General features: G+C 71.0%; 15 protein-coding genes. 4 read left to right on the top strand and 11 right to left on the bottom strand.

Annotated elements, in window-relative coordinates; translation table 11 throughout:
* Positions 1-2: 2 nt before the first annotated feature.
* From AB0I79_RS25080 to AB0I79_RS25040, 9 genes are all read right to left on the bottom strand, one after another.
* The gene (locus AB0I79_RS25080) at positions 3-458 is read right to left on the bottom strand and encodes a hypothetical protein (protein WP_357876844.1); all 456 of its coding nucleotides are present in this window, start codon (positions 456-458) and stop codon (positions 3-5) included.
* Positions 455-1,270 carry a DUF692 domain-containing protein gene (locus tag AB0I79_RS25075; RefSeq protein ID WP_357876841.1) on the bottom strand — a complete coding sequence of 272 codons (816 nt, stop codon included), beginning with the start codon at positions 1,268-1,270 and terminating at the stop codon, positions 455-457. Before AB0I79_RS25075 ends, AB0I79_RS25080 begins: the two co-directional genes overlap by 4 nt.
* Positions 1,271-1,272: 2 nt before the next feature.
* Positions 1,273-2,199 (bottom strand): TIGR04222 domain-containing membrane protein, encoded by a 927-nt coding sequence (locus AB0I79_RS25070; RefSeq protein ID WP_357876838.1) that lies wholly within the window; start codon positions 2,197-2,199, stop codon positions 1,273-1,275.
* A gap of 98 nt (positions 2,200-2,297) precedes the next feature.
* The gene (locus AB0I79_RS25065) at positions 2,298-3,272 is read right to left on the bottom strand and encodes a TIGR04222 domain-containing membrane protein (protein WP_357876835.1); all 975 of its coding nucleotides are present in this window, start codon (positions 3,270-3,272) and stop codon (positions 2,298-2,300) included.
* Between the two features lie 214 nt (positions 3,273-3,486).
* Positions 3,487-5,280, bottom strand: a complete 1,794-nt coding sequence (locus AB0I79_RS25060; RefSeq protein WP_357876832.1) for a phosphoenolpyruvate carboxykinase (GTP) — start codon at positions 5,278-5,280, stop codon at positions 3,487-3,489.
* Positions 5,281-5,540: 260 nt separating this feature from the next.
* Positions 5,541-6,062, bottom strand: coding sequence for a hypothetical protein (locus AB0I79_RS25055; RefSeq protein ID WP_357876829.1), 522 nt, complete (start codon positions 6,060-6,062; stop codon positions 5,541-5,543).
* 70 nt (positions 6,063-6,132) lie between these two features.
* Positions 6,133-7,287 (bottom strand): C40 family peptidase, encoded by a 1,155-nt coding sequence (locus tag AB0I79_RS25050; RefSeq protein ID WP_357876826.1) that lies wholly within the window; start codon positions 7,285-7,287, stop codon positions 6,133-6,135.
* Between the two features lie 122 nt (positions 7,288-7,409).
* Positions 7,410-7,910, bottom strand: coding sequence for a transcription elongation factor GreA (gene greA / locus AB0I79_RS25045; RefSeq protein ID WP_043628806.1), 501 nt, complete (start codon positions 7,908-7,910; stop codon positions 7,410-7,412).
* A 108-nt stretch (positions 7,911-8,018) separates the two neighbouring features.
* Positions 8,019-8,438, bottom strand: a complete 420-nt coding sequence (locus AB0I79_RS25040; protein WP_357876823.1) for a DUF4307 domain-containing protein — start codon at positions 8,436-8,438, stop codon at positions 8,019-8,021.
* A 134-nt stretch (positions 8,439-8,572) separates the two neighbouring features.
* Here AB0I79_RS25040 and mca point away from each other — a divergent pair, with 134 nt between their 5' ends.
* From mca to AB0I79_RS25025, 3 genes are read left to right on the top strand one after another with little or no spacing between them, the layout of a single operon-like run.
* Positions 8,573-9,457 carry a mycothiol conjugate amidase Mca gene (mca, locus tag AB0I79_RS25035; protein WP_357876820.1) on the top strand — a complete coding sequence of 295 codons (885 nt, stop codon included), beginning with the start codon at positions 8,573-8,575 and terminating at the stop codon, positions 9,455-9,457.
* 58 nt (positions 9,458-9,515) lie between these two features.
* The gene (locus tag AB0I79_RS25030; protein ID WP_357876817.1) at positions 9,516-9,674 is read left to right on the top strand and encodes a hypothetical protein; all 159 of its coding nucleotides are present in this window, start codon (positions 9,516-9,518) and stop codon (positions 9,672-9,674) included.
* Positions 9,675-9,953, top strand: coding sequence for a GNAT family N-acetyltransferase (locus AB0I79_RS25025; protein WP_357876814.1), 279 nt, complete (start codon positions 9,675-9,677; stop codon positions 9,951-9,953). It abuts the gene before it with no gap.
* A 48-nt stretch (positions 9,954-10,001) separates the two neighbouring features.
* Here AB0I79_RS25025 and AB0I79_RS25020 read toward each other — a convergent pair whose 3' ends face one another.
* Positions 10,002-11,150 carry a hypothetical protein gene (locus AB0I79_RS25020; RefSeq protein WP_357877427.1) on the bottom strand — a complete coding sequence of 383 codons (1,149 nt, stop codon included), beginning with the start codon at positions 11,148-11,150 and terminating at the stop codon, positions 10,002-10,004.
* Between the two features lie 98 nt (positions 11,151-11,248).
* Between AB0I79_RS25020 and AB0I79_RS25015 the strand changes: the two genes are divergently transcribed.
* Positions 11,249-13,258 carry a thioredoxin domain-containing protein gene (locus AB0I79_RS25015; RefSeq protein ID WP_357876811.1) on the top strand — a complete coding sequence of 670 codons (2,010 nt, stop codon included), beginning with the start codon at positions 11,249-11,251 and terminating at the stop codon, positions 13,256-13,258.
* Here AB0I79_RS25015 and AB0I79_RS25010 read toward each other — a convergent pair.
* Entirely contained in the window at positions 13,255-15,291 is a 2,037-nt protein-coding gene (locus AB0I79_RS25010; RefSeq protein ID WP_357876808.1) for a transglycosylase domain-containing protein, read from the bottom strand. The genes AB0I79_RS25015 and AB0I79_RS25010 overlap by 4 nt on opposite strands.
* Positions 15,292-15,305: the final 14 nt, after the last annotated feature.

Genomic DNA, 15,305 nt, shown 5'->3' with positions numbered 1-15,305 from the left:
GATCAGCGCATGCCGGGCAGGCGGGACCACCAGCGGCGCCTGGGGGCCGGGGCGTCGGGCATCCGGCCGCGCTCGCGCAGCCAGGCGGCGAAGTCGTCGGCGTCGGTGCGGTAGTCGGGCGGCGGCGTGGCGCGGGCCCTGGCGTACGCGGCGAACTCGGCGGCCAGATCGGGGCCGGCCGCCTGGGCGGTGTCCGGGCGGATCCTGGCCACGATGGCGCGGCGCTTGGAGATCAGGCTGATGCTCTGGGCCCGCATGCGCTCCGGGTCGAAGCCCTCGGGCACCTCCGCCCCGGCCACCAGGGCCGCCACGACGCGCCCCTGAGCCTCGGCCAGCCGCCTGCGCCGCTCCTCATCGAGCCCTCGCTCCTCGCCGAGCTGTTGTGGGGCGGCAGGCCGCGGCGGCTGCGCCGACGGCCCCTGTGCGTCGGCGAGCCGCCGCGCCTCCTCCGGGCTCATCCGGCCTCTCCGGCCACCGCCATCGCGGCCCTGATCCTGGACAGCTCGTTCGCCAGCACGGCGTCGCTCGGGTACTCGTCGTTCCACTCCAGCAGCACCCCGGGCGGGGTGACCCGGGAGCACAGCTCGGTGAGCAGGTCGAGCACGGGCTGGGGCGCCGCCATGGTGTGGGTGTCGTGCCAGATGCCGTGGTGCTCGTAGCCGCCGGCGACGTGCACGTACGCCAGGTGCTCCAGCGGCAGCGTGTCCAGCGCCGCCACCGCCGGCAGGCCCAGGTTGAACTGGTTGGTGTAGAGGTTGGCCACGTCGACTAGCAATCCCACGCCGGTGGCTTCCACCAGCTCGGCCAGGAACTGCGCCTCGGTCAGCTCGTCCTCGGGCCAGCCGAAGATCGCCGCGACGTTCTCCAGGGCCAGCGGGACGGGCAGCGCGTCCTGGGCCCGGCGCACGTTCTCGATGACGACCTTCAGCGACTCGCGCGTGCGTGGCACGGGCAGCAGGTGCCCGGCCTCGATACCGCCACCGCGTACGAACGCCAGGTGCTCGCTGACCAGCGGCGCCTCCAGCGCCTGCGCGCACGCGGCCAGGTGGGCCAGCCGGGCCGGGGAGGGCGGCTCCGCGCCGCCGACCCCGAGGGACACCCCGTGGGGGATCACCGGCAGGCCCCTGGCCCGCAGCACTCGCAGCGACTCCGGCAGGTGGGCGGGCTTGATGTTCTCGGCGACCACTTCGACGAAGTCGACGCCCGCCATGCGCTCGATGGTCAGGTCCAGCTCGGACCGCCAGCCGATGCCCACTCCCAGCCCCGCCATGGTCAGCTTCCTCCTCCGCAACCACCGCCGCCGCAGCCGCCGCCCCCGCCGCAGCCCGACGATCCGCTTCCGCAGCCGGCGGTGCCGTGGGAGCTGCCGTGCGAGACCCCGCCGCCGCAGCCCGCCGAGCCGTTCCCAGCGTAGGAGCCCCCGCGCCGCCGCTCCCGCCGGGGCTCCTGCTTGCCGAGCTCGGCCCGCAGATTCGGGTCGCGCAGCGACTCGACGCCGTAGAGCGCGAGCGGGACGGGCCCCTCGGCGACGCCCCGGGCGTACGCCTGCCTGGCCGAGTCCAGCGCCTCCCGGCCGGACCTCGTGAGCGTGGCCCGGACTCCGGACCGGTGGCCGCGGAGCACGACCTCCGCGCCGATCACCGTGCCGAGGAAGACCAGGGTGGCGACCAGGGCGTGCAGGTTCGGGGCCAGGGCGAGGGTCAGGCCCTCGATCACGAAGCCCGCGTACGCCGGCAGCGACAGCAGCCGCAGCCGCAGGCTCAGCCTCCGGACCTGGGTGAAGGCGCCGTCGGGCAGGAGCAGCCCCTGTGCCGTGAGGTGCTCCTTCATCCGCTGCATCGTCAGGCTCCTGACGACCTCGATCCTGAGCGACCTCAGCGGCAGGCCCGAGTCCTCGGCCACCCGGCCCAGGACCGTCTCCTCGACGGGCTCCGCCGCGAGGGTGCTCGTGATGACTCGGTGCACCCGTCCGCCGCGTGACACCCGGATGTCGCCGCGTTCGGCGAGGATGGCGATGGCCGTGTCGGCCACCCGGTCCGGGCCACCTTCCAGATAGGCCAGGTCGTAGTGGCCGAGATCCCCGAGACTGGTTCCCGCGGCGGCCGACCTGATCGCGGCGTGCGCGCGGGTGATGGCGGAGGTGGTGGCGGCGGCGTAAGCCGCGATGGCCACCGATACGATGAGCAGGAACAGGTCCATGTGCGGCCTCCCCTCGTGCGGCCGATCAGCCTGCGTGCCGGAAAGACACTTGTTCGCAAGGTAGAGGCCCGGCCCGCGCGGGCCCGGGTTTTGCTCGTTTAGCTCCCGCCGGATCCGCCCCCGCAGCTCGATCCGCCGCCACAACTGGATCCACCGCCACTGCTCGACCCTCCGCCACAGCTCGACGAGCCGCCGCCGGAGTCGAACCCGCCGTGGGAGTCGCTGCCGAAGGTCGCGCCGTCGCCGCCGTACGAGCCGCAGGAGCCGGCGCAGTCACCGCGCGGGTCCCCGGCCGACAGCCCGTCGCACAGGGTCTGGTCGCCGAGATCGTGCAGCCCGTACAGGGCGACGGGGATGCCGACGGCCAGGACCAGCGAGCTGTCGTCGCGCACGCCCCTGCGGTGGTAGGCGCGGGCCGAGACCAGGACGTCGCGGCCCTCGCGGGTGACGACGTTGCGCAGCCGCCGCTTCTGCCGGTGCAGCGCTGCGGCGCCGCTGATCACCGCGAACCCGGAGATCAGGAACGTCCCGACGACGTAGCTCTCCTGGCCCGCCACGCCGATCGCGGCCAGCACGGCCACCAGCACCAGGTATCCCACGGCCACGGCCACGGCGAGCTGGGCCCGGTCCCTGAGCCGCCACGCCGTCGCGAACGCCCCCTCCCGCACGATCAGCCCGCGGGCTTCCAGCCCGCCGGCCAGGGCGCGCAGCGCGGGATGCGACTCCAGCTCCCGCCGCAGATCGCTCGCCCGGCAGCCGCCCGGCCTGGCCGCCAGCGCGTCGAGCACGGCCTGCTCGATCGGCACCGCCGACGGCCGCGCCCCGTGCACCGGGGTGACCTGGGAGGACCGGGACACGCGAACGGCGCCGGCCGTCGCGAGGACGGCCAGCGCCGTGTTGATGGCCCGCCGCGGGCCACCGGAGAGATAGGCCAGCTCGTAGTGGTTGAGCTGGTGCCCCGTGCCGCTCGGCGTGGCCTCGCCGACGCGCCTGCGCTCCCGCTCGACGCGCTGCTCGGCGCTGCCGACCAGAAAGAACACCGCGAAGGCGGCGATGAGCAGGACGAGATCCACGGCGGCACTCCCGAGCAGCGGTACGGCGTCCGGCCAAGTTAGACGGCCGGGCCGCACCGCACAAGGGAGCGACGCTCAGACTCTCCGCGCCCCGCCGCACCGCGCAAGGAAGCGACGCTCAGACTCTCCGAGCCCCGCCGCACCGCGCAAGGGAGCGACGGCTCCTCGAGCCCCGCCGCCCCGCACCGCGCACGGGAGCTTCCTCGGCGCAGGCTCAGCCGAGGCGGTCGAGCAGCGCGTTGTACTCGTCCCACAGCTCCTTCGGCAGGTGGTCGCCGAACGTCTCGAAGTGGCCCGGGATCAGCGCCGCCTCCTCCCGCCAGACCTCCCGGTCGACGGTCAGCAGCATGCGCAGGTCGTCCTCCGACAGGTTGAGACCCTGGGTGTCGAGGTCGGCCGGCAGCAGGCCGATCGGCGTGGGCACGGCCTTGGCCTCGCCGTTGAGCCGCTCCACGATCCACTTGAGCACGCGGCTGTTCTCGCCGAAGCCGGGCCAGACGAACTTGCCCTCGTCGTTCTTCCTGAACCAGTTGACGTAGTAGATCCTCGGCAGCCGGGCGCCCTCGCGGCGGCCGATCTCCAGCCAGTGGCCGAAGTAGTCGCCCATGTTGTAGCCGCAGAACGGCAGCATGGCGAACGGGTCGTGGCGCAGCTCGCCGACCTTGCCCTCGGCGGCGGCGGTCTTCTCGGAGGCGACGTTGGCTCCGAGGAAGACGCCGTGCTGCCAGCTCAGCGACTCCGTGACCAGAGGCACGGCGGTGGCGCGGCGGCCGCCGAACAGGATCGCCGAGATGGGCACGCCCTTGGGGTCCTGCCATTCGGGCGCGATGGTCGGGCACTGCGCGGCAGGCGTGGTGAAGCGCGCGTTGGGGTGGGCGGCCGGCTCGTCGCTGTCGGGCGTCCAGGAGCGGCCCTTCCAGTCGGTGAGGTGCGCGGGCGGCTCCTCGGTGAGGCCCTCCCACCACACGTCGCCGTCGTCGGTGAGCGCGACGTTGGTGAAGATGCTGTTGCCCCAGAGCGTCTGGATGGCGTTGGCGTTGGTCACCTGGCCGGTGCCGGGGGCCACGCCGAAGAAGCCGGCCTCCGGGTTGATGGCGTAGAGGCGGCCGTCGTCGCCGAAGCGCATCCAGGCGATGTCGTCGCCGATCGTCTCGACCTTCCAGCCCGGGATCGTGGGCTTGAGCATGGCGAGGTTGGTCTTGCCGCAGGCGCTGGGGAAGGCGGCGGCGATGTAGCGGGTCTCGCCCGACGGCGGCGTGAGCTTGAGGATGAGCATGTGCTCGGCCAGCCAGCCCTCGTCGCGGGCCATCACGCTGGCGATGCGCAGCGCGTAGCACTTCTTGCCGAGCAGCGCGTTGCCGCCGTAGCCGGAGCCGTAGGACCAGATCTCGCGGGTCTCGGGGAAGTGGCTGATGTACTTCGTGGAGCTGCACGGCCAGGGCACGTCCACCTGGCCCGGCTCCAGCGGCGCCCCGACGGAGTGGACCGCCTTGACGAACTCGCCCCGCTCCTCGATCAGCCGCAGCGCCCGCTCCCCCATCCGGGTCATGACGCGCATGGAGACGGCGACGTACGCGGAGTCGGTGATCTCCACCCCGAGCTGGGAGATCTCGCCGCCCAGCGGCCCCATGCAGAACGGCACCACGTACATGGTGCGGCCGCGCATGCAGCCCTTGAACAGCTCGCCGAACGTCTGCCGCATCTCGCCGGGCGCGATCCAGTTGTTGGTGGGACCGGCGTCCTCGCGGCGCTCGGAGCAGATGTAGGTACGGTCCTCGACCCGCGCCACGTCGGTGGGGTCGGACTTGGCGTAGAAGCTGTTGGGCCTGGCGGCCAGGCGGGTGAGCGTGCCCTGCTCCACGAGGAGGTTGGTCAGCCGAGTCCACTCCTCCTCCGACCCGTCGCACCACTCGACCCGGTCCGGCTGGGTGAGGGCGGCGATCTCGTTCACCCACGCGACCAATTCGCGATTGCTGGTGGGCGCTTCTACTTCCACGGAAACGGACACGACTTGACTCCTCCACTCTCTCAGGGCCCAGTCATCATTAACGACGAGGCGCCCCGAAAGCCAATTGGCATAGACCTATTGACGGGTGCGTCGCCGCAGGCAGCGGCCCTGACGATTGGGGGAGCCTACCCAGGCGGAGAGGATTTAAAAGAGGAATTTTTCACACGCCCGGAGGCCAGTGGTCCAGTCCAATTACGCTGGTCTAAACCAATTCCGCAAGTGGTTTAGTCCTTTCCCGGAGCCGTTTCCGCTGGCCGCTCTCAGGAATTGACGTCGGGCCCCGCGGAGCGAACGCGGTCGACGTGCTGCAGGGCGTCGCGCAGCTCGGCGAGCCACTCGTCGGTGTTCTTGCCGACCAGGCGCACGCACCAGGCGAGCGCGTCGCTACGGCTCCTGGCCACACCGGCGGCCACGAGCGTGTCGAGGACCTGGCGCTCGGCCTGGCGCAGGCGGGTCATCACGGGCACGGAGAGTGTGGTGAACATCACAGTCTGACCACCGCAGACCACGCCCCAGGACACCTTCTGCCGGAACCTGTGCTCGGCCTCCCTGGCGATCTCGATCCGCCGCTCGCGCGTCTCCTCCCTGAACCTCCTGGCGAGCCCTTCGATCAGGGCCTGCCGCTCGGCTTCCGGCGTGTCGGCCGGCGGATCGGGCAGCGTGCCGAGCACCGCGATCTCCTCGCGGTCCCTGACGATCTCGGGCGCCCCGGTGAACCACTCCTCGGGCAGCCGCCCGGTGAACCAGCCGCGTACCTGCGCGGTCGCGTCGTCTGTAGACATGTAATCAACATTACATTCTTGCGCCCAGAATGCACGCGCAGGTAGGAGGTCCTGTCCATGAAGGGAAGGGTCAGCGGACCTTGGCCGCCGCGATGGGGCTCACCCGGACGACCCCGGCCAGGTTCCTGGTGCTCACAGGGACGATCTTGACCACGTCGCCGGTACGCGGCGCGTGCAACATCTTCCCGTCACCCCAGTAGATCGCCACATGCGAGATGTAGTCGGGGTTCGTCGGGTCGTTGCGCCAGAAGAGCAGGTCGCCGGGGTGCGCCTGCGAGTACGGCACCTGCGGCCCCGTCACCCACTGCTGGTGCGTCACCCGAGGCATCCGCACCCCCGCCTGCGCGAAGGCCCACTGGACCAGGCCGGAGCAGTCGAACGTGCTGGGCCCTTCCGCGCCCCACACGTACGGGCGGCCCAGCTTGGAGACGGCCGCCTTCAGCGCCACCGTGAGCTGCTCGCCGGTCATGAACGAGCCCGCCGGCCAGTTCTGCTGGGTCACCTTCTGCTGCGGCTGGGGCAGCACCGGGTTGACCATGGCCACCTGCGTGCCCTTGCCCAGCGCCCTGATGATCCTCTTGCGCAGCGTGTCGGAGTTCGCCTTGGGCGCGCTGACGATGAGCGCGTTGTCGCGGGGCAGCCCCAGCGAGCGGCCGACCTCCTTGGACACGACGGCGTCCACGGCGCCGAAGCCCGTCGTGGCGTACGCGCCGATGCGCAGTTGCCCGGCCGAGCCCGCCGACACGCGGCTGTGCAGCGACAACCCGCCGTCATTGCCGAGCACGAACGAGACCGCCACGTCTCCGGCCGCGACGTTCTGCCACAGCGCGTCGGACGAGGCGGTCACCTTGGGGGTGTACGACCGGAACGTCGAGGGGTTGACGGCCAGCGTCTGCACGCGCTTGCCGTCGAGCGTGACCGAGGCCGCGTCGGCCAGCTCCAGCGCCCGCACGCCGGACAGCCTGGCGACCTTCTGCAGCATCTCGTTCGTGAACGGCTTGCTCGTGAGCACGAACAGGTTGGGCTTGTGCAGCTTGCTCAGCGGCGCCACCGGCTGCGTCGTCACGGCGGGCTGCTGCTGCACCGGCCGCTTCTGCGCCAGCGGCGTCTGCCGGGGCGTGGCCCGTACGACCTCGTCGACGGGCGCCATGGCGGCGTCCGGCTGGGTCAGTAACAGCACGTCGGCCGTCAGCACCGCGACCAGGGTCACCACGATGAACGGCACCAGCTTGTAGGTGTTACGCCGTTTACGGGTCTTGACTAAGAAACTGAGGTCTTGCCGGATTCCGGACCCATGCGAAAATTCCGCCGGGCCAGCGTGGGCCCGGCGGTCGTGGTCCAGGGGGGTCAGTTGCCGATGTACGGCACAGCCTCGAGGATCTCGACGGTGTTCTGCCGTCCGTTGGGCAGGGAGTAGGTGGCCTTCTCTCCGATCTTCTTCCCGTTGATCGCCGCCCCGAGCGGGGACTTGGGCGAGTAGACGTCGATCGGTGCTCCGCTCTCCTCGCGGGAGGCGAGCAGGAAGGTGACCTCGTCGTCGTCACCGACGAACCGGATGGTCACGGTCATGCCGGGGCCCACCACACCCTCGGCCTTGGGGGCCTCTCCCACCTGGGCGTTGTCGAGAATCTGCCGGAGGTGGAAGATCCGGGCCTCCATCTTGCCCTGCTCGTCCTTGGCGGCGTGGTATCCGCCGTTCTCGCGCAGGTCGCCCTCTTCACGGGCGGCCTCGATCTTCTTGGCGATGTCGACGCGCCCGGGGCCAGAGAGATACTCGTACTCCGCCTTCAGGCGGTCGTACGCCTCCTGCGTCAGCCATGTGACGTTCTCATCGCGAGAGTCGGCCACGGGTTCTCCTTGCTTGCCTAGGGGGCCCTGAGATCACTTGAGGTTGCGTACGGTTGAATTGCGAAAGGCTAACAAGTTAACCGCTCGAACGCTTCCCCAAATGTCTCACTATACGAGATTGCAGTACTGGATGTGGACGGAAGTCGCCTGACCGCTCGTGTCGAGGCTTTCCTTGAGCTGCTTACTACCCTCACCAGCCGCGATTCTTACTTCCTTGCTGCCCACTTCCGCATGATTGACGTCCAGAGCCCTGATCCGGCAGACGGCCACCCTATCGTCTGGCTTGTAGACCTCAAAGGTGATCTCCGCCCTGCTGGGCCCGTTCACCTTGAACGTCACGACCTGGGCCGGCGCCTCCGACCCGCCGGCCGTCATCGACCACATCACGTAGCCCCAGCCACCTGCGATGATGGCCACCAGCACGCCGATCACCACGTGGACGACCAGCCGGCCACCTCGCTTGGGTCGGTCCGGAAAGTCGTCGGGCGTGCCGAGAACTGGCCCGTTCCCGGCATCTTTGGTGACCATGGCGGAATCTCCCTGCACTCCCTCAGCGTTATCCGAGACAATTGTCGCCCGCGGGGGGTGTGCCCTCGCGACCGCCCAGCAGAAACTAACCTCTCTGGGCGACTGACCGGTCCCAACTGAGGAGCATCGAGCCCGTGAGTGCACCGCTGAGGCTGATGGCCGTCCACGCCCACCCCGACGACGAGTCGAGCAAGGGTGCCGCCACCATGGCGCGTTACGTGCGTGAAGGCGTGGAAGTACTGGTCTGTACCCTCACGGGCGGCGAGCGCGGATCCGTGCTCAACCCGAAGATGGACCGGCCTGAGATCGTCGCCAACATCGCTGAGGTGCGCAAGGCCGAGATGGCCAGGGCGCGCGAGATCCTCGGCGTCGAGCAGCGTTTCATGGGCTTCGTGGACTCCGGGCTGCCGGAGAATGAGGACGAGGCGCTGCCTGAGGGCTGCTTCGCCCTGCAGAAGCTGGAGGACGCCGCGGCACCGCTGGTGGCCGCCGTCCGCGAGTTCAGACCGCACGTGATCATCACCTACGACGACGACGGCGGCTACCCGCACCCCGACCACATCATGACCAACAAGGTCTCCGTGGAGGCGTTCGAGGCGGCCGGCGACCCCGACCGTTACCTCGGCACCGGCGACCCCTGGCAGCCGCTCAAGCTCTACTACCAGATGGGCTTCACCAAGGAGCGCTTCGAGGCGCTGCACGAGGCGATGACCGAGCGCGGCCTCGGCTCCCCGTACGCCGACTGGATCTCCCGCTGGGAGGACCGCCCCGCCAAGTGGCCGGTGACCACGCGGGTGCCGTGCGGCGACTACTTCGAGATCCGCGACGAGGCGCTGAAGGCGCACGCCACCCAGGTCGACCCCGACAGCTGGTGGTTCGTCTGCCCGCGCGAGCTGCAGCAGGAGATCTGGCCGACCGAGGACTACCACCTGGCGCGCTCGCTGGTCGACACCGAGCTTCCGGAGGACGACCTGTTCGCGGGCATCCACGCCGACGAGGTCGAGCCCGCCTGCCACTGAACGGACCACGGCACCTCGGTGGCAGACTGGAGGGGTGATGGTTCTAGCAGCAGGTGAAGTGAGCCCGGGTCTGCTCGGGTTCGTCGTCGTGGCCCTCCTCGGGCTCGCCCTGTACATCCTGATCAAGTCGATGAACAAGCAGATGTCGAAGATCCAGGTGCCGCACGAGAGCGAGATCGAGGGCGCGGCCCGCGACGACGAGAAGGCCAAGAAGTAGATGCCGATCGAAATAGTCGACAACTCGACGGAGAGCCGGTTCGAGATCCTCGTGGACGGCAAGGTCGCCGGGTTCGCCGACTATCTGCTGCTGCCCACGAAGGTCATCTTCACGCACACCGAGGTGCTGCCCGCGTACGAGGGGCAGGGGCTGGCGGGCAAGCTGGTCGGGCACGCCCTGCAGGCGAGCGCCGACACCGGCCTGCGCGTCGAGCCACGCTGCCCCTACGTCGCCAAGTACATCGAGCGCCACCCCGAGTTCCAGGAGCTCGTGGCCTGAGCCGCCGGTCGGCGGCCGGTCACGTGGGGGAGCCCGTGGGCCGGCCGGTCACTCGGTGGCGGGCGACCAGGCGCGTTCCAGCGCCTTGGGCAGCCCCCACCAGCCCAGCGGCGTGAGCACGTCGTCCTTGTCCACGACGCCGAGCAGCCGCCACAGGCTCACCACCGACTCGAACAATCCCTCCGTCGCGCCGAGGTCGTCGTCGTCATGCTCGTCGATGTCGATGTCCTCCGACTCGGCGATGAGCCGCGCCATGCGCTCGGGCGAGGCCAGCACCCCGGGGCCCATGCGCACCAGCGCCGCCACCCCGGCCAGCCAGTCGGCGTGCTGGATCGCGCAGAGGTTGGCCAGCGCGGTGTCCTCCTCGCTCAGGTCCCTGTCGAGGTCGGCGAACTCCTCCAGCACGTCCGCGCCGTCCGACAGGTCCGAGATCGGCCCCGCCACCCCGGCAGCCACCGCCAGCCACAGCTCCGCGTCGCCGTCCGGCACCGGCCGGTCGTCGAACCCGGCGCAGGCCCGCAGCACGTTGGCGGGATAGCCGGGCAGGGCGAGCAGCGCGCGCAGCCGCGCCGCGGCGGCCTCCAGCTCCGCGACGGGCAGCTCGGGCTGCTTGGGCAGCTGCGCCATGATCCGGCGCAGCTCCTCCAGCGCGAAGGCCTCCTCCTCGTCCCAGGCCGCGAACAGCTCCTCGTCCTGCTCGTCGCTGACCGCGAACCCGGGCACCCGGCCGTCGGGCAGCGGCGTGCCCAGCCAGCGCTCCTGCAGCTCCTCGTAGGCCGTGCGGGCGTCCTGGTCGCCGCTGACCAGCGCGTCCGGGTCGATCTCCCCTGACGCCACCCGCTCCTCCAGGTACGCCACCAGCCGGGCGAACATCTCGCTCGCCACGGGCCCGCGCTCGTCCTCCTCCGGCCAGACGAAGTAGCTGGGCGTCATGAGGATCGGCTCCGTGCCCGTGGACTCCACCCACCGCTGCACGTCACCCACCGTGGCCACCCCCGCCTCGATCAAGCTGAGCGTCGCCTTGGCGGAGTCCCAGAAGGCGAGCGAGAGCGGGTTGCCCGCCGACATCATGGCCCGCCGCAGGTCGGGCAGCGCCACGAGCGCCACGCCCGACGGCACGGCGAGCAGCGCGCGCGCCACGTCCCTGCGCGTGAGGGCCGACGCCGGACGACCGGCCTGGGCGCAGACGAAGTCCATATCCACGCCCGTAACCTACGCCGCGTCCTGTTCCGACCGCACCCCCTGATCCCCTGCCGGGCGGCCGCCGCCGTCTAGGCTGGGCTGGGGAGGTCCTGATGAACCGCTTGAAAGACGCGACGAGCCCCTATCTGCTCCAGCACGCCGACAACCCGGTCGACTGGCATCCGTGGGGCGAGGAGGCGTTCGCGGAGGCCCGCCGCCGTGACGTGCCGCTGCTGATCAGCGTGGGCTACTCGGCGTGCCACTGGTGCCACGTCATGGCCCACGAGAGCTTCGAGGACGCCGAGACCGCGCGGCTGATGAACGAGCACTTCGTCAACATCAAGGTCGACCGCGAGGAGCGGCCCGACGTGGACGCCGTCTACATGGGCGCCACGCAGGCCATGACGCACCAGGGCGGCTGGCCGATGACGGTGTTCGCCACGCCCGAGGGTCACCCGTTCTACTGCGGCACGTACTTCCCGCGCCCCAACTTCCAGCGCCTGCTCACCGAGGTGCACAACGTGTGGCGGGGCGACAGGGAGTCGGTGCTGAAGCAGGGCGCGAAGGTGGTGGAGGCGCTCAACACGCACACCACGCTGCCGAGCGGGCCGCGGCCGGGCGAGGAGACGCTGCGGCAGGCCGAGGACAATCTGCGGGAGTCGTTCGACGCGGCGAACGGCGGGTTCGGCGGGGCGCCCAAGTTCCCGCCGTCGATGGTGCTGGAGTTCCTGCTGCGCTCCGGCGAGCGCGAGATGAGCGGCAGGACGCTCGACGCCATGGCCCGTGGCGGCATGTACGACCAGCTCGGCGGCGGCTTCGCGCGCTACAGCGTGGACGCGCGGTGGGTCGTGCCGCACTTCGAGAAGATGCTCTACGACAACGCCCTGCTGCTGCGCGTCTACACGCACTGGTGGAAGGCGGGCGGCGGCGACCTGGCCCGGCGGGTGGCGCTGGAGACGGCCGGCTGGCTGCTGCGCGAGATGCGTACGCCGGAGGGCGGCTTCGCCTCGGCGCTCGACGCCGACAGCGAGGGCGTGGAGGGCAAGTTCTACGTCTGGACGCCCGAAGAGCTGCGCGAGGTGCTCGGCGAGGACGACGGCCGGTGGGCCGCCGGGCTGTTCGAGGTGACGCCCGCCGGCACGTTCGAGCACGGCGCGTCCGTGCTGCAGCTCCTGCGCGACCCCGAGGACCCCGCGCGGTACGCGGACGTGCGGGCGCGGCTGCTGGCCGCCAGGGAGCGCCGGGTGCGTCCCGGGCGCGACGACAAGGTGGTGGCCTCCTGGAACGGCCTGGCCATCGCCGCCCTGGCCGAGACCGGCGTGGTGTTCGAGCGCCCCGACCTGGTGGCGGCGGCCACGCAGGCGGCCGAGCTGCTGGCCGGCACGCACCTGGACGGCGGCAGGCTGCTGCGCACGTCCAGGGACGGCAGGGCGGGCACGAACGCCGGCGTGCTGGAGGACTACGCCGACCTGGCCGACGGCCTGATCGCCCTGTACGGCGTGACCGGCGAGGCCCGCTGGCTGCGGCAGGCGGGCTCGCTGCTGGACACCGTGCTCGACCGCTTCTCCGACGGGGAAGGCGGCTTCTACGACACCGCAGACGACGCCGAGCGGCTCTTCCAGCGCCCGCAGGACCCCACGGACAACGCCACCCCCTCCGGCCAGTACGCGGCCGCCGGCGCGCTGCTCTCCTACGGCGCGCTGACCGGCTCCATGCGCCACCGTGACGCCGCCCTCGCCGCGCTCGGCACCGTGTCGGTGCTGGCGGCGGGGCACGCCAGGTTCGCGGGCTGGGGGCTGGCCGTGGCGCGGGCGGCGCTGTCGGGACCGGTGGAGGTGGCGGTCGTCGGGCCCGCCGACGACCCGCGCACGGCGGCGCTGCACCGGGAGGCGCTGCTCGCGGACACTCCGGGGCTCGTGGTCGCGCTCGGCCGGGGCGACACCGCCGACCGGGGCAGCGGCGACCCGCTCGTGCCGCGGGAGAGCGCCTTCCCCGCCCTGCTGGAGGGGCGCGGCCTGGTCGGCGAGGCGCCTGCCGCCTACGTGTGCAGGGGATTCACCTGCCGCATGCCCGTGACAACGGTCGAGGCCCTGCGCGCGGAACTCGCCTCGGACGGGGGCTAACGGCCCGGCTGCTCGTCGCGGCCGCCCCTGCCGCCGTCCACGCCGCTCTCCTGCACCGACGGCTGGTCGGGGACGTTCGTCTCCGGCGGGGACGTCTGCTCCGGCTGCTCGTCCGGCCCGTCGTTCTCCGGGGCCTGCGTCTGCGGCGGGCCGTCGGAGAACGGCGGCGGGCTGAAGTCGGGCTCCGGCCGGTCCCAGTCGTCCTGGCTCGGCGGCGGGGTGTACTCCTGGTCGGGCACGTCGCTGTCGCGGTCGGGCTCGGAGTAGCCGGACGACCAGCCGAACTCCGACGGCTCGGGGAACTCCTCGACCGGCTTGCCCGCCATCGCCTCGGTCATGAACGCCCGCCAGATCTGCGCGGGGAGCTGCCCGCCGAACTGCGTGCCGTACCCGGGGATGCTGACCGTGGCGTTGTCGTCGCGGAACATGTCCACCGCCACCGCGAGCTGCGGCGTGAAGCCGTTGAACCAGACCGACCTGGAGTCGTCGGTGGTGCCCGTCTTGCCGGCCACCGGGCGGTCGTAGAGGCGGGCGGCGGTGCCGGTGCCGTACTTGACGACCTGCTCCATCGCGTAGATCGTGTCGGCCGCGGCCTGCTCGCTGACCACCTTGGTCTCGACGGGCTTGACCACCTCCTTGCGGCCTTCCGCGTCGGTGACCGACCTGACCACGTGCGCCTCCACGTGCACGCCCTTGTTGGCGAAGGTGGAGAAGCCGGAGGCGTTCTGGACGGCGCTGACGGAGGAGACGCCGAGCGGGAAGGAGGCGGCCTCCTTCTGCTTCTCGAGCTGGGCGGCGGGGATGCCGGCCGCCTCGGCGGTCGCCGCCACCTTGTCCAGGCCGACCTTCTGGCCGAGGTCCACGAAGGCGGTGTTGACGGAGTTCTGGGTGGCGCTGACCAGGTTGATCTGGCCGTAGGAGCGGTCGCCGTCGTTGGGGATCGCCTGGGACGCCGAGGCCACGCGCAGCGGCGAGTTGCCGTCGACCCTGGTGGACAGGTCGAAGCCGTTGTTCAGCGCCGCGGCCAGCGTGTACGGCTTGAAGGTGGACCCGGCCATCACCTTGGCCGAGAACGCGCTGTCGTAGTACTTCGACTGCGACGGCTTGCCGCCGTAGAAGGCGACGACCTCGCCCGTGGCGGGATCGACGGCCGCCAGCCCCGTACGCACCTTCTTGGGCGTGCTGTCCGGCAGCGTCTCCTCCACCGCCCGCTGGGCGGCCTGCATGAGCTTCCTGTCGAACGTCGTGACGATCTTGAGGCCGCCGCTGTTGATGTCCTCGTCGGTGTAGCCGCGGCGGTTCAGCTCGGCGGTGACCTGCTCCAGCATGTACTGGGCCTGGCCCTTGAGCTCGAACGGCTTCTTCGGCACCTTCAGCTCGGGGAACCGCTGCGCGGCCACCTGCTCTGCCGCCAGCGTGCCGGTCTGCCCCATGGCGTCGATCACGGACTGCCAGCGTTCCCTGGCCGCGACCAGGTCGGAGCCCTTGGGATCGGCGAAGCGGCTGGGCTGCTGGATCACCGCCGCCAGGTACGCGCCCTCGGACACGGTCAGGTCCTCGACGTCCTTGCCGAAGTAGGCGCGGGCGGCCGACTGGACGCCGTTGGCGCCGCGGCCGAAGTAGATCGTGTTGAGGTACTGCTCCAGCACCCAGTCCTTGGACTTGGACTGGTCGACCTTCATCGCGATGAGGATCTCCTTGAACTTCCGGGTGACGGAACGTTCCTGGCTCAGCCCGCTGTAGTAGTTGCGCACGAGTTGCTGGGTGATGGTGGAGCCGCCCTGGAGCTGCTGCCCGGTGAGGGTGGACCAGACGGCCCGGCCGGTGCCCTTGAGCGAGACGCCGGCGTCCTCGTAGAACGAGCGGTTCTCGGCGGCGATGACCGCGTCGCGCACGTGCTTCGGCACCCGGGCGAGCTCGACCTTCCTGCGGTCGATGCCCTGCCTGGCGAGCACGCTCTTGCCATCGCGGTAATAGATCACCGAGCCCTGCGCGGTCGCCTGTTTCTGGGTCGTGTCGGGAATGGGAGTCAAAGCCCAGGCAATGG

The organism is Nonomuraea sp. NPDC050202, from assembly GCF_040656115.1.
Taxonomy (GTDB): domain Bacteria; phylum Actinomycetota; class Actinomycetes; order Streptosporangiales; family Streptosporangiaceae; genus Nonomuraea.
The sequence above is the reverse complement of the archived record's forward strand: the minus strand, read 5'-3'. Positions and strand labels throughout refer to the sequence as shown.